The sequence below is a fragment of the Campylobacter concisus genome, assembly GCF_002913745.1.
Lineage (GTDB): Bacteria > Campylobacterota > Campylobacteria > Campylobacterales > Campylobacteraceae > Campylobacter_A > Campylobacter_A concisus_R.
This window is the reverse complement of sequence record NZ_PPCG01000024.1, coordinates 1-20,374: the sequence shown is the minus strand read 5'-3', so window position 1 is coordinate 20,374 and position 20,374 is coordinate 1. Positions and strand designations below refer to the sequence as shown.

Genomic DNA, 20,374 nt, shown 5'->3' with positions numbered 1-20,374 from the left:
TTTTAAAGGAAGAACTTAATGTTATCTTGGATGCAAAAACATAAAAAATACCTAGTCGTGACAATTTGGGTAAGCACGATAGCTTTTGTCGGTGCTGGTTTTGTCGGCTGGGGCGCATACGATCTAAACAGCAACAGAGCTACTTCGGTAGCCAAAGTAGGACATAGAAATATAAGCGTTCAAGAGTTGCAACAAAAATACGATAGGTTATATCAGTACTACAACAATGTATTTGAAGGCAAACTAACTCAAGAGAAAGCTGAAGAGTTAGGTTTAGAAAATGCTGCACTTCAAGCTGCTATTCAAGAAAATTTACTATTAAATTTCGCAGACGATATCGGTCTAAGCGTTAATAAAGACGATGTTTTAAAATATATAATCGTCGATCCAACATTTCAAAAAGACGGCGTTTTTGACAAAAATTTATACTACGATGTGCTAAGAAGAGCCAGAATAAACCCAACTGATTTTGAAGACAATCTAAAACTAACTATCTTACTAGATAAACTTAGAACTATTTTAAATTTACCTGCTAGCAAAGAAGATATCGCCATGATGGAAGCTAGCTTTTTCATGCAAGATAAATTAGCCGTACAAGTAGTAAATGCTGATCAAAACGAGATCAAAGTAGACGAGAAAGAGCTAAAAGATCTTTGGGAGATAAATAAAAATAACTATATGACAAAGACACTTTATGGTATAGATACATACTTTGTCGAGTCAGAAAAAAGCGATGCAAACGAAAGCGTTTTAAAATCTTACTATAACGAGAACCAAGATAAATATAAGGGTTCTGATGACAAGATAAAACCTTTTAGCGAGGTAAAAGCTGAGGTTAATAAAGACTATAACATAGAGCAAAGCAAAACTAACGCTTTAGAAAAGTATGTCGCTGTTAAAAAAGCTGAGCTTGCAACTAATGGTTTTATAAGTGTAAATGAAGACAATGCTACTTTTTCACTTGATGAGATAAAGGGTGCAAAAGTTGGCGAAGTGATAAAACCATTTATCTACAAAGATGGCTATTTGATAGCTAGAATAAAAAGCATAACTCCTCCACAACCTATGAGCTTTGAACAAGCAAGAGCTAATGTGCTTGAAATTTATAAAAGTAAAAAAGAAAAAGAAATTTTAACAGCAAAAGCAAAAGATACTCTACAAAACTTCAAAGGCGCAGATGTTGGCTTTGTTAGCAGAGAGGTAAATGGCTCTATTGCTGGCTTAAATGAGAGCGATACAAGAGCTTTTGTTTCTCAACTTTTTGACACTAACAATACAAAAGGTTATGTTATATTAGATGATAAAGCCGTAGTGTACGATATTTTGGAACAAAGATTGCTTACTAACAATATAAATAACAACTATAAGCAAATAACACAACAAAATGTTGCAATGCTTAAAAACAACGAGTTGATAAAAGATTTAACAAACAAACTTCTAAAATATTATGAAGTTAAAGAATATGTCAAAAGGTAAAAATTTTGAGTACTAGAATTTTAGGCATAGATGTCGGATCATTTCAAATTTGTGCTGTTATAGCAGAGCAAAATGATGATGGCATAAAGATAATAGGAATAGGTACAGAAAAAGCACAAGGTATAAAAAAGGGTGCTATAAACAACATTGAACTAGCTGCAAAATCTATCAAAAATGCACTCATAGAAGCGCAAAAAGTTGCGGGCACACACTACGAAAGAGTAGTAGTTTCGATATCTGGAAAATATACTAAAAGTGTAAATAGCAGCGGCGTAGTAAATATACCAAATCATGAAATAGGTATAAAAGAGATAGAGCGCGCTATGCAGATGGCAGATCACAATGCCGAGACTTCACCAGAATATGAAAAACTTCATGTATTGCCTTACAACTTTAAAGTGGATGGACAAGAATTTATAGAAGACCCTATCGGCATGAATGGCACTAGACTTGAAGTGCAAACTCATATCATAAGTATTCAAAAATCACAACTTAGCAATCTAAGAAAAGCTGTAAATTTAGCAGGTGTGCAGGTTGATAATGTAGTTCTTTCTGGTTACGCTTCAGCCATAGCAACACTAACAAAAGATGAAAAAGAACTTGGTGTTGCTCTTATAGATATGGGTGGCGAGACATGTAATATGGTAGTGCACGCTGGAAATTCACTAAGATATAACTCATATCTACACGTTGGCTCTGCAAATATAACTATAGATCTTTCAATGGCACTTCATACTCCTTTGCCAAAAGCTGAAGAGATAAAACTAGAATATGGCAAGCTGGTAAATAAATCAGTTGATCTTATCGAGCTTCCAAGACTTGGCGATGAGCAAAAAACTCACGAAGTTTCACTTGATGTTATATCAAATGTCATCTCAGCTAGAGCAGAAGAGACTGTGATGGTGCTTGCAAATATGCTTGAAGATAGTGGATATAAAGATCTTGTTGGCGCTGGCATAGTACTAACTGGCGGCATGACAAAGCTTGATGGGTTAAAAGACCTAGCTTCTGCGATATTTGACAACATGCCAGTCAGGATCGCTAGACCAAAAGAGATGGATGGTTTATATGAGATTTTAAGAGATCCAGCAAATTCTTGTGCGATAGGACTTTGCATGTATGGCGCTGGTGAATTTACACCTTATGAGATAGACTCAGAAAAAAAGATGAGATATAAAGGTGAGTTAAGATCAAAGCCAAAAACAAATTTCAATATTTTTGAAGAAGAGAAAAAAGAGAAATTTGAAACAAAAAAACAGAATAAAGATGATTTTGAAGAGGGCATTGAGCTTGTAAATATGGATATAAATTTAGAACAAACAAACAACAAAAACGAGCTTGCAAATATCGCTGATATAAGTAAGCAAGAAAAAAAACCAAGTGCTTTAAAGAAATTTTGGCACAGCATGACGCAACTATTTTGAGGAGAATTTTTACAATGAGCAACAGTTTCACAATCGAAGAGAACAAGAGCCTATATAGCGCAAAGATAAAGGTAGTAGGTGTAGGTGGTGGTGGTGGTAATATGATAAACCACATCATAAGAGAGAATCCAAATTTAGACATCGATCTAATGATAGCAAACACAGATGCTAAGGCACTTGACAATTCTCCTGCACACACAAAGATACAGCTTGGTGAGAAAAAGACAAAAGGTCTTGGCGCTGGCATGAGACCAGAAGTTGGCAAAGAGGCTGCACAAGAGAGCTACGAAGAGATAAAAAGTGCTCTTGAGACTTCTGATGTTGTGTTTATCGCTTCAGGTCTTGGCGGTGGTACAGGTACAGGCGCTGCTCCGGTTGTTGCACAAGCTGCAAAAGAGATAGGTGCGCTAACAGTTGCTGTTGTGACTATGCCTTTTTCATTTGAGGGTAAAAAGCGCAGCAAGCTAGCTGATATCGGTCTAAGCGAGCTTAGAAAAGAGAGCGACTCTATCGTTATCATACCAAACGACAGACTTTTAACTTTGATAGACAAAAAATCAGGCATCAAAGAGAGCTTTAAAATGGTTGATGAAGTGCTTGCAAGAGCGGTAAATGGTATGTGCTCTATCGTGCTTGACTCTGGTGTTAGCGATATCAACCTTGATTTTGCTGACGTAAAAACAGTTATGAGCCACAGAGGTCATGCTTTAATGGGCGTTGGCGAGGCTTATGGCGAGGGTGCAGCTCAAGAAGCTATAAAAAATGCTATCCAATCACCACTGCTTGATAACATGAACATAAACGGAGCGCTTGGCGTTTTAGTTCATTTTAAAATGCATCCAAACTGCTCACTTGATGATCTTCATAGTGCTATGTCAATGATCGAAGAGGCATCTGATGACGATGCTGATGTGATCTTTGGTACAACAACCGATGAAAACATAGAAGACAATAAAGTCGAAGTTACTATCATCGCAACAGGTTTTAAAGGTGCTGAAAAAGAAAGCGAAGAAAAAAAAATAGCCCAAGAGCCTGAAAACGATCTTCTAAATAAAAATATCGTTTTAAAAAGAAGAGTAAGTGGTGGATATAATAGCGACGAGTATATCTCTCAGCTAGATATCCCATCATATCTTCGTCACCAAATGGACTAAGTCCTAACTAAAAATTCTCCTGTTAAATTGCAAGTTTATCTTGCAATTTACCTTTTTATATATTCAAATTTTAACCATTACCTATATAGCTCGCATTATTTTTAGCTTTTACTTGTATAAATTTATTTGTAAATTTATTAAAGAGCTTAAGCAGCCCCGAACAAATTTAACCGCGCTTTTATGATATTTTTAAAATTTAAAGTAGAAGCTTAAGCAGAAAAGCTAGAAATTTGCCAGCAAAGCTAAATTTCTAGCCAAATTTATTAATTCACTCCAAGTTGTGCTTTTACAAAGTCACTTGCCATTTGGATATTCCACTCAGGCTCCCAAACCAGGTCGATCTCGCACTCTTTTACACCCTCTACACCAAGCACAGCCGTTTCAACCCAGCCAAGTATCATCTCATGAAGCGGACAAGACTTGGTTGAAAGCGTCATCGTCACCTTTGCTTTGCCGTTTTTATCGCAACTCGCATCATATATGAGCCCAAGCGAAACGATGTCAAAGCCAACCTCGGGATCAACGATATTTGACAGAGCATCATAAATTTTTTCTTTCATTTTTTATCCTTTAAAACCTGTAAATTTAAAAACATTTATCATATTTATAGCAAGCAAAATGACGCTTAAAGCCATAAAAATCATACTTGCATAGACCAAATTTCTCATTTCAAAGCTAACCGCTAAATAGTAGAACACAAGCGAAATGGCATTAAATGCTATGGCGTAATAAGCCGCCTTTTTTAATATCATCGCATCAAGTAGCGGCACTTTTGCCTTGCCAACAAAGGGCGCCACATAGTGATACCAGATGAGAAACGGCGCGATCTTATAAAGATGAGCCACGATAAAGGCAAACAAAAAGCCATATATCATAAAAAACGCAGCCAAATTTAGCTTTTCAAAAATCATAAATATAGCAGCCACAAACAAAGCAAGCAGCGAAAGTGCGATATTAACATTCCAGTAATCATATGCCTTTCTCACGCGCTTTTTTAATATATAAAACGCTTGAGCTATAAAAAGTAAAGCTGCCACAGCCACTGCAAAAATGGCTAAATTTTCATCAACCGCTAGCAAAACCCCAGCCAAAATATAGCAGGCAAGCGAAGCCTTACTAAGTGTAAATTTAAGATCATGAGCTAAAGCAAACATCGGCAAAAGCACGCTTGCAGCCCCAAGTATCACGAAAAATACAAAACCAAGCACAAAATATACGTGAAATTTTAGCGTCATAGTAAAATCAAGCACAAGCGTGCCGCCAAGTATCATCACTAGGCAAAATCCAAGCGTTATGCCAACTAATAAAAATATCGCCGAGGCAAAGAGCGCAAAGGCTGCAAAGCTTCTTTTTTTATTACCCATAAAGCTTAGCGCATAGGTCGAGCCAAAAAAGAGAAGCGTGCCAAAGAGAAAAACTCCGCTGATTTGCAAAATCCTAGCCTCGCCAAATACCATCGCATAGCTCATAGCAAGCAGCGACAGGCAAAAGATGACTAAATTTAAAATAGCTCCTTTGACCGTGAAAAATGGCTTTTCTAAGATGACTGAGGTTAGCTGATAGAGAGCTCCGATGATGATGCTTATCACAAAGCCCACGAAAAATATATGCAAAAAGCCAGCCGTGTTTAGCGAGCTAATCGCCTCAAAATCAGCGTAAAAAAAGGCCGAGGCGCTAAGCGCTAAGAAAAAAATCCCAGCGATAAAGTAGCCACCAACTAGCTTAAATGGCGGCGCATAAGTGTTTAAAAGCATATTAGTGGCAAAGGCTAGTGTCTATGTTTTCTATGCTCGCACCCTCTTTTAGGCTAAAAGTCATCTTCACAGCCCCGCCCTCAAGGTCCTCTCGCTCCACATCAAAGCTCTTTTCTATCTTTGGGATGAGCCCAGCTGGAAATTTGTGATTTACCATCACGATCTTTGTGTTTTTATCGGCAAATTTGATAGCCAAAAGTGCGTTCATCATAGGTTCTGGCGGCACGCAAGGACGTGAGTCAAAGCCCACAAAGCTTACACCATTTTCACTAAATTTATAAAACGGCACCGTCGCACCATCGACGTTAAACTGCTCTGCATTTTTGAAAAATTCACTCATTTTTTCTCCTTTTGATTTTGGAGAATTATACTCTGATTAAACTTTTCAAACCATTGATTTGCTTCAACAAAAGCTACTTTACGTAAGGGATAAACTCCTCATATCCAAGCCTAGCCATATCCTCAAGCGGTATAAATTTAAGGCTTGCGCCGTTTATGCAGTACCTTAGTCCGCCCTTATCGCTTGGTCCATCTTCAAATACATGTCCAAGGTGCGCATCGCTGTTTTGCGACCTCACTTCAACCCTTTTCATCATAAAAGAGTTGTCCTCACTATACGCAAGCGCCGTTGTCGTGATAGGCTTTGTAAAGCTTGGCCAGCCACACCCTGCGTCAAATTTATCAGCGCTTGAAAAGAGCGGCTTGCCACTGGTGATATCGACGTAGATGCCCTTTTTGTCAAATTTATCATACTCGCTGCTAAATGGCCTCTCAGTCGCCGCCTCCTGCGTCACTGCATACTGCTCGCTGCTTAAATTTCTCTTTAGCTCCTCTTTGCTAAGCGGCTTAAATTTAGCCTCATCATAAAGCGGCTTATTTGCCAAATTTAGATCGATATGGCAGTATCCAAAAGGGTTTTTATCAAGATAGTCTTGATGATACTCCTCGGCAATGATGAAATTCTTAAGTGGCGCAACCTCGACCACGATCTTATCTTTAAATTTCTTTTGCTCTATCTTCATAAAGCTCTCAATGACAGCCAGATCATCCTTGCTAACATAGTAAATCCCGCTTCTATACTGCCTGCCGACATCATTGCCTTGTTTATTTAGCGAGGTCGGGTCGATCACTCTAAAAAAATGAGCCAAAATTTCAGCCAAAGCAACCCTGTTTTCATCAAATTTGACATAAAGTGTCTCGGCGTGATCGCTTTCATGAAGCTCACGGTAGCTCGTGCTCTCACTCTTGCCATTTGCGTAGCCTACTTTTGTATCCACCACGCCAAATATCTTTTTAAAATATCCCTGCATGCCCCAAAAGCAGCCACCTGCTAAATAAATTTCTTTCAAATTTTGCCCTGCCATCGTCTGCTCCTTTAAAAACTCATCTTTTGCCATCAAATTTACACCCAAAAATACCGCCAAAACCAAGAGAAAATTTAATATCTTTTTCATGCGAGCTCCTTTTTTGAAGGATTATATAAAATTTAAAGTTATAAAGTGTGAAGTAAGGGGCAAAGCGCCCCTAAATTTTAGTGTAAAAAGTGTCTAACGCCAGTGAAATATAGCGACATGCCGTGCTCGTCAGCAGCCTCTATCACCTCATCATCTCTGATGCTACCGCCTGGCTCGATGACGCATTTTACGCCCACTTTGCTAGCAATGTCGATGCTATCTCTAAACGGAAAGAACGCCTCGCTTGCAAGCACGCAGCCACTTAGATCGATCTTTAGCTCTTTTGCCTTCGCTACGGCCGCACGAGCAGCATCCACACGGCTAGTCATACCCATGCCAATAGCCACCATCGCGCCATCTTTTACATAAACTACGCAGTTGCTCTTTGTTAGCGCAGCCACTTTCCACGCTATCTGAGCGTCTTTTAGCTCGCTACCAGTTGCAAATTTCTTACTCATTTGCTTCATATTTTCAAGCTCTTCGTCTTTTACAAAGTCCCTTTCTTGAAATACAAATCCACCATCAACGTGTTTAAAGTCAAATTTATCATCCGCACGGACTAAAAATTTATTATCCTGAGTGAAAATTTTGATGCGTTTTTTGCTATCAAATACCTTAAGAGCGGCATCATCGACATTTGCAGCGATGATTACTTCAACGTAAATTTCATTTATCTTTTTAGCTAGCTCCTCATCAAGCGTGCCATTTATCGCGACCACGCCGCCGTATGCTGAGATCGGGTCGCACTTAAGCGCTGCTACGTAGCTCTCTAGCAACGTATCTTTTACCGCAAAACCGCAAGGGTTAGCGTGCTTGATGATAGCCACTGCTGGCGCGTCATCAAAGCTAGTTGCAAGCATTAAAGCGCCGTTTATATCGGTCATGTTATTGAAACTTGCCTCGCCTTTAAGGGCTCTAAAGTTGTTTGTGAAGAAATAATCAAACTCATAAAGCGCACCTTTTTGGTGTGGATTTTCGCCGTATCTAGTGTCAAAAACCTTGCTTCCCACGATAAATCTAGCATCGCCAAAACCACCATTAAATCTATCATTCATATAGTTTGCGATCATGCTATCATAGGCTGCTGTGTGCTCGAACGCCTTTATCATCAGCGATCTTCTAAACTCATAATCATCGCTTTTCTCTCTTAGGCGCTTTACAATTTCATCGTAGTCAAGCACGCTTGTGACTATGAGCACGTCTTTAAAGTTTTTAGCAGCGCTTCTTACCATGGCTGGGCCGCCGATGTCGATATTTTCGATGATCTCAGCAAAGTCATCGGTCCTGATGGTAGTCTCTTTAAAAGGATATAAATTTACGCAAACTAGGTCGATGCCCTCGATGCCATACTCCTTTGCCTGAGCCACGTGTGTAGCGTCATCGCGTTTGTGCAAGATGCCACCATGTATCTTTGGATGAAGGGTCTTTACCCTGCCCTCAAACATCTCAGGCGACGCCGTAAATTCGCTAACCTCAGTGGCTTTTACCCCCTCAGCCTTTAAAAGTTTATAGGTGCCGCCAGTTGAAAGTATCTGCCAGCCAAGCTCTTCTAGCCCCTTTGCAAACTCTACAATGCCCTCTTTATCGCTAACGCTAAGCAACGCTCTCATTTTTTCTCCTTTATTAAATTTTACTATCTACACTCTCTACTCAAAATATCTCTTATAAATTTTAGCTTATAAGAGGCATATAGCTTGATTATCTCTCCTCTAATCACTTTTGATTTTTCCTCGCCACCATTAGCATCTAAGAAACTTCTACTAACATACAATTCGTTAATTTTTTGCATTTTGGACTCTTTTTTGTCTAACGTGCCCTCAAAAGTGTATGAAAAAAGTATATCTTGTTTGTTATAAATACTTGCAAATCCGCTAATATCTAAATTCTCTCCTGCCATATAAGAGTAACAAATACTATCGCCACTACCCGTTGTTGTGATAGTAGAAAATTCCGATCCTCGCTCAAACAGATATATAGTTGCCGACTTCACACCTTTTGTTTTATAAACATTGAAATTTACATAGGATTTGCCACTATCATCTCTAAGCAGCACCTGTGTTGCCCGTGAGATGTTAGTGTAGTCTCCGAGCAATTTTCCATCTTCATATAATTTACCTTTGTCGTCAAAACTATATTCGACAACCTTGTCTTTCGTCTTAAAATACATAGGCTTTGGCGGAGCAAAACACCCGCTTAATCCTATCGCTATCACAACCGCTAACAAAATTTCCTTCATTTGTCTTCCTTTTTAAATTTATTTCTCCACCAAACACATCGCTTTTTCAAGCACAAGTAGCCCCATGGCTGTGTCTTTTTTGATATTTTCTTCTGTTAAATTTTCTAGTTTTTCTAAACTTTTGCCACTAGCATTTACTGCAAAGTGGCTCTTTTTAACTAAATTTTGAAGCTTGCCACCTGCGATATCCACACTAAAGGCATAGTTTGAAATTTGCTTGCCACCAAAATAACTTGAACTTAGCACGCTTAAATTTACAGCCTCTTTTTTACTAAATGCCTCACAGATCGGGCTTTTAGCGCTAAATTTCACCACCTTTATGCCGCCCTCATCTGAAAATATATACTCTTTAAATTCATTTAAATTTTTAGCTCTAACTGCCTTAAAATCAGCCTCGACGCCATCACTGCCAGCTAGGATGATGCTAGCAGCGCTTGTCTTATTGTACTCGCCGATCTTTTTGCCATTTTCATAAAGCGCGCTATCTTTTAGCTCAAATTTGATCTCATTTCCATTAAGATCGCTCACGTTTAGCTCTCTGCAAAAGCCAGCTACCGCTAACAGCAAAATAATAAATTTCTTCATCTAAACTCCAAATTTCTCTTTTAATCTCCCATAAGCCTCATTTATCTCCTGAAGCTTCTTAGTAGAGCGCTCTATCACCTCTTTGCTCTCGCCTCTGCCCATCAAAATGTCAGGGTGATACTGCCTCACAAGCTCTTTGTAGCGAGCCTTTACCTCTTCAAGACTTGCATTTTTGCTAAGTCCTAAGACCTCAAATGCATCGTTTTCTTGGCTCATCTCATCATGGTCTGCCCCAAATCTCGAGCCATAAAAGCTATCAAATTTAAAGATTATCTCATCAAGCGTCTCTTTGTCGATGCCAAATCCATAAGCGATATTTCTTATGACGTCTTGCTCGCTTTTGTTAAACTCACCGTCTATATAGGCTAAATTTAGAAAAAATGTAAGCCTAGCCACGCAGGTATCGTAGTTTAGATTAAACGCGCGCTTGTAGTTTCTGGCGGTTTCATAGGCGTTATCTACATTTTCTTTTTGGCTGTTATAGACCTCTTTTAGATACTCGCGCACACCGCTAACTTTCTGGCTTAGATCATCTAGCACTTGAGTGATCAGCCTAGCCTCTAGCTCGCTCACTCTGCCGTCACTTTTAGCGACTTTTGCAAGCAGTGAGACTAGAAATTTAGCCTCATTTACATTTGCTTGTTTCTTGCGGTTGCTACCTATTTGGACATTCATAAATAAAAATATCGCACCGCCTAATATCAGTAAAAACAGGACTCCAGACATATTACCACAAGTGATAGATCGTATTTTTTATCTTGCCATTTACCAGCTCATTTTTGCGCCATGAACTCTCGTCGTTCATCACGTTCCAGCGGCGCTCCTCAGGACGATAAAACCAGTCTTTATCGATCTGATAGTAAATTTGCTTGCCGTTTGTCTCGATGATGTTTGCGATGTTGTTATCGTGATAGCTATTCTCATCGTAGTCTGTAAAGGCACGCTGTCCCATCTCTGAGTAAAGTAGCGTTAGCTCCTGAAGCATCTCGTTTAGATCATCGTCCATCTTTTTGACATGCAGGCCGATCTCCTGCGCCTCACGAAAGAGTATCGGATACTCGTGCGCTGGGTAGTCTGCGTTCAGACGCTCTGAAATTTCAACGATCTTTTTATCATCATCTATGTGATATCTAAGTAGTTCAGAGCAAATTTTAAGCGAAAGCGAGCTAGCACGATCAACCGCACCAAAAACTAGCGGATGGATATACTCATATAGCGAGTTGTAGGGGTTTGTGTCATTTGGTCTATCTTTGTCCTGCTCTTTCCAAAGCTTCACCACACGGCTAAGCTCGTCCATAGAGACGCTAACAAGCTCGTTGCCCTTGTTTGTAGGACTTAGCTCGTGTTTTAAAGAGGTATCAACTGGCGTTAGATAGGCAAGCGGCCCCATAACGATCTCATTTGCGCCAAGCGCCATCATCGTAGCAGCTGAAGCGCAGTTTGACGGGATCAGTGCTATTAAATTTTTGCAGTAGTTTCTAAGGGTGCTAATGATCCTAAGCGCAGCTATACCGCTTCCGCCATCACTTTTTATGAAAAGATAGGCAGTATCTATCTTTTTACCCTTTAAAATTTCATACATTGCGCTTGCGTCGTTGCCACAGACATTACCAGCGTTTGAGTTGTAGTAGGTTATCAAAGGGGCATTTAGCCTTTTTTCGATCGTACTTATCAAATTTTGAGTATCGCTAAAGAGCACTGGTGGCTTCGCCACGCCCTTTTTCTCGTTTTGTTCTACTTCCTTTTCTCCGCTTACTTTTTCCTTTTTAGAAAACATCTCTTAGTCCTCCTTTTTTACGATTTTTGCAAACTCATTTAGATAAATTTCTCTTACGTCCTCTAAGCTCTCATCTATATCATTTAGCTTAAATCTCTTGCCTCCGCTAACGCCTATCTTTTCAAATTTCACACCAAATTTAGTCGCAAGCGCTTCAAATTTAGCCTCGTCTTTTACGCCCACAACCGCTCTTGAAAAGCTCTCATCAAAGATAAAATTTGGCTCTTTAAATTTAACTTCACATTTTACGCCGATGTTTGAGATGCTAGCCATTTTTGCCAGCGTGATAGCAAGACCACCTACGCCTACGCTATTTGCAAACTCTAAAATTTGCTCTTTATTTGCCTCTATCACTAGCTCCCAAAGAGCTCTCTCAGCTTTATAATCAACCTCTTTTAGCTTTCCGCCAACCACGTTAAATAGCGCTTTTGCGTAAAGCGAAGCTGCAAATTCTCCGCTTGTCTCGCCAAGCAAGTAAATCGCTCTACCCTCGCTTAAAAATGTGCTTTTTAGGTTTAAATTTGCGTCCTCATTTACACCAACCGTGACGATGGCTGGCGTTGGATAGACGCTAACGCCGTCAGTGTCGTTATAAAGGCTCACGTTGCCGCTAACAACTGGCGTATTTAGCTCACGGCAAGCCTCTTTTATGCCTTCACATCCCTCTTTGAACTGCCACATAACCTCTGGATTTTGCGGATTGCCGTAGTTTAGGCAGTCGGTGATCGCAAGTGGCACAGCGCCGCTCATCGCGACCTTTCTGCCAGCTGCAGCGACAGCTCTTGCAGCGCCTATTTTTGGATCAACGAAATTTGCTCTAGGATCGCACTGCGCAGCCATAGAGACGGCCTTTTTAGTGCCTTTTACTCTGATACTTGCAGCGCCTAAGTGACCTGGCTGTTTTATGGTATTTGTCTGGATATTTGCGTCGTATTGGTCGTAGATGAAGCTTTTATTTAGCACTTCTGGCTCTTTTAAAAGCTTGAAAAATGCGCTTTTGTTATCAACATTATTTGGAATTTGTAAATTTGCTATCTCATCAAGGTATTTTGGACGTGCGACTGGACGATCAAGCACCGGAGCTGCCTCGCTAAGTGGGCCGATAGGGATTTCGCCTGCAAGCTCACCGTGCCAGTAAAGCTGCATCACGCCGCTACTTGTGACCTCGCCGATGATCTCAGCATCAAGGTCCCACTTTCTAAAAATTTCAAGCACCTTTTGCTCATAGCCTTTTTTGGCGCATATTAGCATACGCTCTTGAGACTCGCTTAGCATTAGCTCATAAGGCGTCATGCCAACTTCGCGCATCGGTACGCGCTCTAGATACATCTTCATGCCGCTGCCACTTCTGCCAGCCATCTCAAAGCTAGAGCTTGTTAGACCTGCTGCACCCATATCTTGGATGCCGATGATGTAGTCTTTTTTAAAGAGCTCTAAGCACGCCTCCATAAGCAGTTTCTCGGCAAATGGGTCGCCTACTTGCACCGTTGGGCGAAGTGATTTATTTTCATCATTAAAGCTATCGCTCGCCATCACAGCGCCGCCAAGTCCGTCCCTGCCAGTCTTTGAGCCCACATAAATGACTGGGTTGCCCACACCTTCAGCCTTGCCGTAAAAAATTTCATCACTTTTACAAAGGCCAAGCGCGAAGGCATTGATTAGGATATTGCCATTAAAGCTAGGATCAAATGTAGTCTCGCCACCGATCGTTGGGATACCCATGCAGTTGCCGTAGTGTCCGATACCTGCGACACTTCCTTTTAGCAGATACCTATGCTTTTTGGCTAGCTCGCCCTCGCCTCTTATCTCGCCAAAACGAAGCGAGTTCATGTTCGCAACGACTCTTGCGCCCATCGTAAAGACGTCTCTTAAAATTCCACCAACGCCAGTTGCAGCGCCCTGAAACGGCTCGATAAAGCTTGGGTGGTTGTGACTCTCCATCTTAAATACAGCCGCAACCTCGTCGCCAACGTCGATGACGCCAGCATTTTCGCCAGGTCCTTGAATGACCCAAGGTGCCTTTGTCGGAAAGCCGTTTAGGTATTTTTTGCTTGATTTGTAGCTGCAGTGCTCGCTCCACATCGCCGAAAATATGCCAAGCTCTAGTAAATTTGGCTCACGGCCTAAAATTTTTAAGATCTCCTCATACTCTTCGTCGCTGATTTTATGTGCTTGTATGGTAGCTTTATCCATTGATGTAACCTTTTAAGAATTTTAAGCTATTTTACAACCTTGCTTATAAAAAGTTACTAAAAAGCCTTTTGGAATTTACTAAAACAAAGCACATTTGAGAGAATTTCGCCTTGATTTACAAGGTCACTTTCGATAAATGTTTTATAAAAATTTTGCGTTAGCGTCTCAGCCTTAATCTTCTCCTCATCTTCGCTTGAAAGGTTGAAATAATAGCTCGTCTCTCTTAGAAAAAAGCCTTGATCATTAGATATATCTGAGTTTAAGATCACCGCAAAAAAGCCATTTTTCAAAGGGTGATTTGTCACACTTTTTACTTTTATCGCCTCTTTGCCACTCGCAAAAGCTTCGCAAACTGGCATGCTCTTTGTGCTATAAACTACGCTTTTGATAGCTTTATTTGAAATTTCATAAAATTTGATATTTTTTGCATTTGCTAGCTCCTCTATATCACTAGCATTTGACAAGATGAGCTCATGGTTTGTGCCCAAATTTTTAACAAGCACCATTTTGTCTGCTTCGCTACCTTGCATGAGATCGCCAAGAGCGCTAAATTCTGCATTTGCTCCGGCTGCTTTTATCTCAGCCTTGCCAACAATGTTTGCAAATTTATTAAAGTCATTTAGGCTGTTTTGAAGCTTATTAAATTTCATCTCGTGCAAGGTTTCGTTATTTTCAAGATAGAGTAAATTTACTTCATCGCTTGGCTTTAAAATTTGCTTGCTAGCGCACCCAGCAAAAAAGATAACAGCAGCTAAAAGTAGAAATTTTGCCCTCATTTTTCCCCACACAAGATATAAATTTAGATTCTCTCTAGCACAAATGGCTAAAGAACAGTAGAAATCTTTTACGCTTTGAAAACTTTTTCAAGATGTGCCTCGTACTCTTTTAGGTATTTTGGCACATCTGGCATCTTGATAACATCGCAGCAGATAAAGTGCGGAAGCGACTTTAAGCCCATAAATTCATTTGCCTTTCTAAAATGAAAATAAACCCCATCAACGCCGCGCGCCTCAAAAAACTCATTTGGATCGCTAAATGCCTCGGCTGGGGCATTCCAAGTAAGGCTTAGCATAAATTTCTTGCCATTTAGTAAGCCGCCTTTGCCGTAGTTTTTGGCTGGATCAACCCTATGCCTGCCATCACTCGTATAAAGCTTGCCGTGTCCTGCTGTAAAGACCTCGTCGATATATTTTTTCACTATCCAAGGCTCGCCCATCCACCAAGCTGGCATCTGCCAAACTACCGCGTCCATCCAGAGAAATTTCTCAACTTCGGCCTCGATATCATAGCCTTGATCTATCACGGTTTGCTTTACCTCGTGACCCATTTTTGCTAGTTTTTCGTATGCAAGATCGTGAAGTGTTTGATTGAGCCTACCATCTGAATGGCCAAATTTTTTACCACCATTTATAAGTAAAATTTTCATTTTTTCTCCTTTAAAAAGCGCGGATTATAACCAAAAAAGTATCATTTTCCTAAACAAAAATGGCTAAACATCTCATCTAAAATTTCACTTCTCTCAAATGGCTTTGTGATACTAGCAAGCGCCTTTATCGCGGTATTTAGCTCGTAAGCAAAAATTTCTAGCTCCTCTTCACTTAGTCTTAAAAACGCTTTTTTTAAAGCCTCGCTCGCCTCTTTACAGCTTAAAATTTGGCGGTTTGAGCTTAGCATGATCTCGTCGGTATCTTGCGTCTTGAGGTAGCCCTCAAGCTCTTTTAAAACTACGCTCGTATCAGTTTTTGCAGAAATTTTGATGGCACCGTCCAAATTTATGTCAAATTTAAACGCAAGATCGCTTTTGTTTAGGATAAAAAAGGCTTTTTTGTTCGAGTTAGAAACGAGCTTTATTATCTCTTTATCTTGCTCGTCGCTTAAAGATGAGCCATCAAAGACAGCTAGGATGATGTCGGCCTCGTTTATGGCTGAGATTGAGTAGTTTATGCCGATTTGCTCGATCTTTCCAGCGTCTTTTCTGATGCCTGCGGTGTCTATTATGCGAACTAGATGCGAGCCGATCTTAAAATTTTCTTCTATCCTATCTCTAGTTGTGCCCGCTTCGTCGCTAACGATCGCTCTTTCGTATGCCAAAAATGAGTTTAAGATAGAGCTTTTGCCCACATTTGGCTTACCAACGATAGCGATCTTAAAACCATCTATTAGCCCCCTTCTTTGCTCACTAAGAGTGGCTATGCGCTCTAGCTTCTCACTATTTTTTAAAAGCATCTGCTTAGTCTGCTCTAGCAAATTTGTAGGCAGATCATCATCAGCATAGTCAATCATCGTCTCAACAAAGGCAAGAGTTTTGACCACTTCGCCCCTGATCTCGCCTACAAATTTACTAAGATCACCTTGCATCTGGCGGGTCAAAATTTTAGCTGCGATCTCACTTTTTGAAGTGATAAGCCCTTGCATCGCCTCAGCCTTTGCTAGGTCCATCTTGCCATTTAAAAATGCCCGCTTGCTAAACTCGCCTGGCATAGCAAGCCTCGCGCCAGCTCTTATTAGCTCATTTAAAATTCTCTCGCTCACCATCACGCCGCCATGAGTTTGAAACTCGACGATATCCTCACCAGTAAAGCTTGCAGGAGCCTTAAAATATATAACGATACCCTCGTCTAAAATTTCATCATCAAGGGAGTAAATTTTGGCTAGTTTTGCGTATCTTGGCTCTAAATTTGAAAGTTTAAGTAGTTTTAAAGAGATGCTTAGAGCGTCCTTGCCGCTAAGTCTTACGATAGAAACTGAGCCGATGCCATAAGCTGTGGCAAGGGCTGCGATAGTTTCACTCATTTTTTAAAAAAGTCATTTACGACGACAAATTTGCCGTCATTGCCGCTTTTTATGCCGACATATTTATCTGGGAATTTCTCTCTAAGCTTCTCAAGCGCGATCTTGACCAAAACTCCGTCAAGTGGCTTTGTTTGGGCTCTACCGCTATTTTGCACACGCTCGATCACGCCATTTAGATATTGATCCATCATCGCTTCTTGATTTTGCAAAAATTGCGCGATCTCAAGGCGGATAGCGAGGTTGTATTTTGAATTTAGCCAGTTATAGAGCATATAAGAGATCGCTTTATATCTATAACCCTCTTTGCCGATAAGTAGCGCCGCGTCAGCACCGTCTAGCTCGATAAGCACAGTCTCATCGTTAAATTTACTAACTTCTACCTTGTCTATCTCAAAGCAGCTTGCTTTAAAAAGACGTGTCATACCCTCTTTTATCTCAGGTAAAATTTTATCAAAGTCGATTACAACTTTCTCTTTTTTCTCTTTTGGTAAAGCTTGAGGCGCGCTCTCTTCATCAGTTTGGTTGAAATTTTCGATGATTGAAGTATCTAGGATATTTTTTGGAGCACTTTTGCTAGCTTGTGGCTCTTTTGCCACTTTAGTCTCTTTTTGCTCTTTTGGCTCTTTTGGCTCATCAAGTCTTTTTATGACATATCCTAGCTCTTCAGCCTCTTTTTCGCCCTTTTCAGCAAAGGCATCTTTAGCAAGAGCTGAGTTTTTCTCGCTTAAATTTGGCTTTTCATTTTTATGCTCTTTTTGCTCAGACTTAGCCTCATTTTTCTCATCTTTATGCTTTTTAGGATTTCGCTTTTTATCATTATGATCGTGTTTTTTGCTCTGTTTTTTCTCTTCTTTTACAGGCTCGTTTTCATCACTTTTTTTAGCAAAATTTCTATCATTTTTTGGTTTATGTTGTGGTTTTGGCTGATTTTCTAAATTTGCCTCAATGATCGCTGTCTTTTTAAAAAATCCAAAAATTCCGCTACTTGGATGTTGCAAGACCTTTATATCAAGCTCAGTGACTGAACAGTTAAGCTGCTCGGCTGCCTTTTGAAATGCCTCTTGGAGGGTATTTGCTTCTATTTTCATTGAGCCTTTACCTCCGCAGCTTTTTTATGTTTTTCAAAAAGTTTATTTACAAAGACTTGTTGAACGACCGAACAAACGTTATTTACAAACCAGTAAAGCGTAAGACCTGCTGGGAATGTCACAAAGAAAAATGTGAAGATCAAAGGTAAGAATTTCATAACCTTTTCTTGCATAGGATCAGTAAATGTCGTTGGTGTAAGTTTTTGTTGTAAAAACATCGTTAGACCCATTAAAATAGGTAGCACAAAGTATGGATCCATTACTGAAAGATCGTGTATCCAAAGTATCCAAGGAGCACCTTTTAGCTCGATCGCATTTAGTAAAACGCGGTAGATCGCAAAAAATACCGGAATTTGAAGCAAGATCGGCAAGCAGCCACCCATCGGGTTTGCACCATGTTTTTTGTATAGCTCCATCATATGGACTTGCATCTTTTGCTTATCGTCTTTATATTTTGTTTGGATCTCTTTTACCTTTGGAGCAAGCTCTTTTAGCTTATTCATCGATAGCATACCCTTATATGTAAGTGGGAATAAAACTATCCTTATAACAAGCGTTAGCACAACTATCGCCCAACCCCAGTTACCAATATAGTTATGCAAGAAATTTAAGAATGCAAACATCGGCTTTGCTATAAATGTAAACCAGCCATACTCGATAACGTCATTTAGCCTCTCATCCATCGAGCTTAAAATTTTATGCTCTTTTGGTCCGATGTAAGCGCCTAGTTTTAGACTATCGTTTGTCTTTACAAAGACGATAGGATTGTTATTTGCATCTTTATCCACAACAGCTTCAAATGGCTTGTTAAATGAGTAAAATAGCGCTGTGTAGTATCTATCAGATGCGGCTGCTATAGTTGTGTTTGCATAGTTTTTAACCTCTTTTGCATCGCCATCTTCTATGATATTTAGGCTATCATCTGTATTTCTAAGCATGACACCATGAACTGTGTAGCTATCTATCGCGATATTTGGTCTAAAGCCAGGAGAAATGAAATAATCAACACTTTTACTTAAATTTACTTCAACCTCGTAACGACCATTTGGGTAAAATTTGATATTTTTTGTGACTGTAACACCATCTAAATTTTGAGTGAGTTTTATAGTTTTAGGCTCGCTGCTAGCATCTACCTCGCTAGCGTCACTGCTATATGCAACCTTAAAAGCATCAGTATTTAAAGTGCTATCGTTAAATCTAAGCTCAAGCGGCAGTGGATTTTGTGAAACAAGCTCGATTTTGTTGCCATCTTCTGTTCTATACTTATCTTCAGTGAGATAAAATTTTGCGATCCTACCTAGTTTATCTATCTTTGCTTCGTAGCTTTGACCTTTAATGGTAGCGATTATCTCGTTTGAAGCTAAATTTTCATTTGATTTTGGAGTATCGTTAGTAGAGGCTGGGGCTTTGCTTTGATCCATTGTTTGAGAGATCGTTGTCTGGTTTTGCTCTAGCGGAGCTCTTTTTGGCATAAAAAAGTCATATACTATGAAAAATACGATTGACAAAAGTGCTGCAAGAAACAACCTTTTTTGCATAGACATCTGTTCCATTTAATTTTTTTCCTTTAATTTATCTAATACTTTTACGACATAAAATTTACTATTTTGGCAAGGGATAAACCAGAAATTTACATTTTTGGCATCGCTTTTTTGAAATATAAAACATGAGTTAAATTTTTTGCGGATGATTGGGTAGTTGATACCGCCTTTGAAAAGTTGATTGCATCTTAAAATTCGCATGAATGTTGCAAAAAAAGCAGAGAAAAAGCTGTTTGTTTGAAATTCCCAAATGGCGTATTGTGAGCAAGTCGGATAGTAGCGACAGCTTTTTGGCAGAAGTATGGAAATATATTTTTGATAAAAAGCGATAAATTTAATCGCAAATTTTTTCATTTTAGACATCCCATTTTTTTTGTAGACCAGCTCAAATTTTTACAAATTTTGTCAAATGAAATTTCTGTAATTCCATTTTTTGCGACCATAATGTAAGTGCCATCTTTTAGCTCGTTAGAAATAGAAAAAAAAGCAGCTCTTAAAAGTCTCTTTGCTCTATTTCTAACTACTGCTTTTCCCACTTTTTTGCTAGCAACAACTGCTAATTTTTTTTCAATTGTAGGTTTATAAAAAACTACACAAGCGTCGCAGTGCCATTTGCTGGCCTCTTTATAAACCTGAGAAAATTCTCTCGAGTCACTTAGTGACTCAAAACCAGCTAAGCAGCCAATCTTTTTCTACCTTTAGCACGTCTAGCGTTGATAACCTTGCGGCCATTTTTAGTTTTCATTCTTAAACGAAAGCCATGAGTACGTTTTTTAGGGGTTTTATGAGGTTGATAAGTCCTTTTCATTTCTATCCTTAAAGTTAATATAAAAAGTGCGATTTTATCAAAGCAATACTTAAATTCCTTTGAATAAATCAGCCCAAACAAACTATAATTT

Annotated in this window: 21 protein-coding genes; 3 read left to right on the top strand and 18 right to left on the bottom strand. The window is 39.6% G+C overall.

The annotated features are described in order from the left end of the window. Window positions 1-18: 18 nt before the first annotated feature. The 3 genes from CYO90_RS03060 to ftsZ are packed head-to-tail and all read left to right on the top strand — an operon-like array spanning window position 19 to window position 4,054. The gene (locus tag CYO90_RS03060) at window positions 19-1,476 is read left to right on the top strand and encodes a peptidylprolyl isomerase (RefSeq protein WP_103578396.1); all 1,458 of its coding nucleotides are present in this window, start codon (window positions 19-21) and stop codon (window positions 1,474-1,476) included. Window positions 1,477-1,481: 5 nt separating this feature from the next. Then, window positions 1,482-2,900 carry a cell division protein FtsA gene (gene ftsA, locus CYO90_RS03055; protein ID WP_009293687.1) on the top strand — a complete coding sequence of 473 codons (1,419 nt, stop codon included), beginning with the start codon at window positions 1,482-1,484 and terminating at the stop codon, window positions 2,898-2,900. 14 nt (window positions 2,901-2,914) lie between these two features. Next, window positions 2,915-4,054 (top strand): cell division protein FtsZ, encoded by a 1,140-nt coding sequence (gene ftsZ, locus CYO90_RS03050; protein ID WP_012001610.1) that lies wholly within the window; start codon window positions 2,915-2,917, stop codon window positions 4,052-4,054. Between the two features lie 263 nt (window positions 4,055-4,317). Here the strand turns inward: ftsZ and CYO90_RS03045 are convergent, their stop codons facing one another. The 18 genes from CYO90_RS03045 to rpmH all read right to left on the bottom strand — a co-directional run bounded on the left by CYO90_RS03045 (window position 4,318) and on the right by rpmH (window position 20,283). Beyond that, complete coding sequence (locus CYO90_RS03045) at window positions 4,318-4,614, bottom strand: metal-sulfur cluster assembly factor (RefSeq protein ID WP_103578395.1); 297 nt, start codon at window positions 4,612-4,614, stop codon at window positions 4,318-4,320. 3 nt (window positions 4,615-4,617) lie between these two features. After that, window positions 4,618-5,808, bottom strand: a complete 1,191-nt coding sequence (locus CYO90_RS03040) for a peptidase M50 (protein ID WP_103578394.1) — start codon at window positions 5,806-5,808, stop codon at window positions 4,618-4,620. Window position 5,809: 1 nt separating this feature from the next. Then, window positions 5,810-6,148, bottom strand: coding sequence for a hypothetical protein (locus CYO90_RS03035; RefSeq protein ID WP_103578393.1), 339 nt, complete (start codon window positions 6,146-6,148; stop codon window positions 5,810-5,812). Between the two features lie 73 nt (window positions 6,149-6,221). Then, entirely contained in the window at window positions 6,222-7,262 is a 1,041-nt protein-coding gene (gene msrB / locus CYO90_RS03030) for a peptide-methionine (R)-S-oxide reductase MsrB (protein WP_103578392.1), read from the bottom strand. A 77-nt stretch (window positions 7,263-7,339) separates the two neighbouring features. Then, a complete protein-coding gene (gene purH, locus CYO90_RS03025) occupies window positions 7,340-8,872 on the bottom strand; it encodes a bifunctional phosphoribosylaminoimidazolecarboxamide formyltransferase/IMP cyclohydrolase (RefSeq protein ID WP_103578391.1) in 1,533 nt (510 codons plus the stop codon). Between the two features lie 23 nt (window positions 8,873-8,895). Then, window positions 8,896-9,498: a hypothetical protein gene (locus tag CYO90_RS03020; RefSeq protein WP_103578390.1), complete on the bottom strand. Its 603-nt coding sequence runs from the start codon at window positions 9,496-9,498 to the stop codon at window positions 8,896-8,898. 18 nt (window positions 9,499-9,516) lie between these two features. Then, a complete protein-coding gene (locus CYO90_RS03015) occupies window positions 9,517-10,083 on the bottom strand; it encodes a hypothetical protein (RefSeq protein WP_103578389.1) in 567 nt (188 codons plus the stop codon). Next, window positions 10,084-10,809: a TerB family tellurite resistance protein gene (locus tag CYO90_RS03010; protein WP_103578388.1), complete on the bottom strand. Its 726-nt coding sequence runs from the start codon at window positions 10,807-10,809 to the stop codon at window positions 10,084-10,086. 1 nt (window position 10,810) lies between these two features. Further along, window positions 10,811-11,860 carry an SDH family Clp fold serine proteinase gene (locus CYO90_RS03005; RefSeq protein WP_002940400.1) on the bottom strand — a complete coding sequence of 350 codons (1,050 nt, stop codon included), beginning with the start codon at window positions 11,858-11,860 and terminating at the stop codon, window positions 10,811-10,813. A gap of 3 nt (window positions 11,861-11,863) precedes the next feature. Beyond that, complete coding sequence (purL, locus tag CYO90_RS03000; protein WP_103578387.1) at window positions 11,864-14,053, bottom strand: phosphoribosylformylglycinamidine synthase subunit PurL; 2,190 nt, start codon at window positions 14,051-14,053, stop codon at window positions 11,864-11,866. A gap of 56 nt (window positions 14,054-14,109) precedes the next feature. Further along, entirely contained in the window at window positions 14,110-14,829 is a 720-nt protein-coding gene (locus CYO90_RS02995) for a hypothetical protein (protein WP_103578386.1), read from the bottom strand. A 68-nt stretch (window positions 14,830-14,897) separates the two neighbouring features. After that, the gene (locus tag CYO90_RS02990) at window positions 14,898-15,479 is read right to left on the bottom strand and encodes an NAD(P)H-dependent oxidoreductase (RefSeq protein WP_103578385.1); all 582 of its coding nucleotides are present in this window, start codon (window positions 15,477-15,479) and stop codon (window positions 14,898-14,900) included. 41 nt (window positions 15,480-15,520) lie between these two features. Beyond that, window positions 15,521-16,846, bottom strand: coding sequence for a tRNA uridine-5-carboxymethylaminomethyl(34) synthesis GTPase MnmE (mnmE, locus tag CYO90_RS02985; protein ID WP_103578384.1), 1,326 nt, complete (start codon window positions 16,844-16,846; stop codon window positions 15,521-15,523). After that, complete coding sequence (locus CYO90_RS02980) at window positions 16,843-17,934, bottom strand: Jag N-terminal domain-containing protein (RefSeq protein ID WP_103578383.1); 1,092 nt, start codon at window positions 17,932-17,934, stop codon at window positions 16,843-16,845. The genes mnmE and CYO90_RS02980 overlap by 4 nt, the downstream gene beginning before the upstream one ends. After that, complete coding sequence (gene yidC / locus CYO90_RS02975; protein WP_103578382.1) at window positions 17,931-19,487, bottom strand: membrane protein insertase YidC; 1,557 nt, start codon at window positions 19,485-19,487, stop codon at window positions 17,931-17,933. The genes CYO90_RS02980 and yidC overlap by 4 nt, the downstream gene beginning before the upstream one ends. Further along, window positions 19,488-19,829, bottom strand: coding sequence for a membrane protein insertion efficiency factor YidD (yidD, locus tag CYO90_RS02970; protein WP_103578381.1), 342 nt, complete (start codon window positions 19,827-19,829; stop codon window positions 19,488-19,490). Beyond that, complete coding sequence (gene rnpA, locus CYO90_RS02965; RefSeq protein ID WP_035142427.1) at window positions 19,826-20,161, bottom strand: ribonuclease P protein component; 336 nt, start codon at window positions 20,159-20,161, stop codon at window positions 19,826-19,828. Before rnpA ends, yidD begins: the two co-directional genes overlap by 4 nt. Beyond that, complete coding sequence (gene rpmH, locus CYO90_RS02960) at window positions 20,149-20,283, bottom strand: 50S ribosomal protein L34 (protein ID WP_002940373.1); 135 nt, start codon at window positions 20,281-20,283, stop codon at window positions 20,149-20,151. Before rpmH ends, rnpA begins: the two co-directional genes overlap by 13 nt. Window positions 20,284-20,374 lie beyond the last annotated feature (91 nt).

Coding starts and splice junctions, on each gene's coding strand:
- CYO90_RS03015 (WP_103578389.1), bottom strand. CDS start 10,083: ATGAAGAAATTTATTATTTTGCTGTTAGCGGTAGCTGGCTTTTGCAGA.
- CYO90_RS03010 (WP_103578388.1), bottom strand. CDS start 10,809: ATGTCTGGAGTCCTGTTTTTACTGATATTAGGCGGTGCGATATTTTTA.
- rpmH (WP_002940373.1), bottom strand. CDS start 20,283: ATGAAAAGGACTTATCAACCTCATAAAACCCCTAAAAAACGTACTCAT.
- purL (WP_103578387.1), bottom strand. CDS start 14,053: ATGGATAAAGCTACCATACAAGCACATAAAATCAGCGACGAAGAGTAT.
- CYO90_RS03060 (WP_103578396.1), top strand. CDS start 19: ATGTTATCTTGGATGCAAAAACATAAAAAATACCTAGTCGTGACAATT.
- yidD (WP_103578381.1), bottom strand. CDS start 19,829: ATGAAAAAATTTGCGATTAAATTTATCGCTTTTTATCAAAAATATATT.
- msrB (WP_103578392.1), bottom strand. CDS start 7,262: ATGAAAAAGATATTAAATTTTCTCTTGGTTTTGGCGGTATTTTTGGGT.
- CYO90_RS02995 (WP_103578386.1), bottom strand. CDS start 14,829: ATGAGGGCAAAATTTCTACTTTTAGCTGCTGTTATCTTTTTTGCTGGG.
- CYO90_RS03005 (WP_002940400.1), bottom strand. CDS start 11,860: ATGTTTTCTAAAAAGGAAAAAGTAAGCGGAGAAAAGGAAGTAGAACAA.
- purH (WP_103578391.1), bottom strand. CDS start 8,872: ATGAGAGCGTTGCTTAGCGTTAGCGATAAAGAGGGCATTGTAGAGTTT.
- yidC (WP_103578382.1), bottom strand. CDS start 19,487: ATGGAACAGATGTCTATGCAAAAAAGGTTGTTTCTTGCAGCACTTTTG.
- CYO90_RS03035 (WP_103578393.1), bottom strand. CDS start 6,148: ATGAGTGAATTTTTCAAAAATGCAGAGCAGTTTAACGTCGATGGTGCG.
- CYO90_RS03020 (WP_103578390.1), bottom strand. CDS start 9,498: ATGAAGGAAATTTTGTTAGCGGTTGTGATAGCGATAGGATTAAGCGGG.
- mnmE (WP_103578384.1), bottom strand. CDS start 16,846: ATGAGTGAAACTATCGCAGCCCTTGCCACAGCTTATGGCATCGGCTCA.
- CYO90_RS02990 (WP_103578385.1), bottom strand. CDS start 15,479: ATGAAAATTTTACTTATAAATGGTGGTAAAAAATTTGGCCATTCAGAT.
- CYO90_RS02980 (WP_103578383.1), bottom strand. CDS start 17,934: ATGAAAATAGAAGCAAATACCCTCCAAGAGGCATTTCAAAAGGCAGCC.
- CYO90_RS03040 (WP_103578394.1), bottom strand. CDS start 5,808: ATGCTTTTAAACACTTATGCGCCGCCATTTAAGCTAGTTGGTGGCTAC.
- ftsZ (WP_012001610.1), top strand. CDS start 2,915: ATGAGCAACAGTTTCACAATCGAAGAGAACAAGAGCCTATATAGCGCA.
- CYO90_RS03045 (WP_103578395.1), bottom strand. CDS start 4,614: ATGAAAGAAAAAATTTATGATGCTCTGTCAAATATCGTTGATCCCGAG.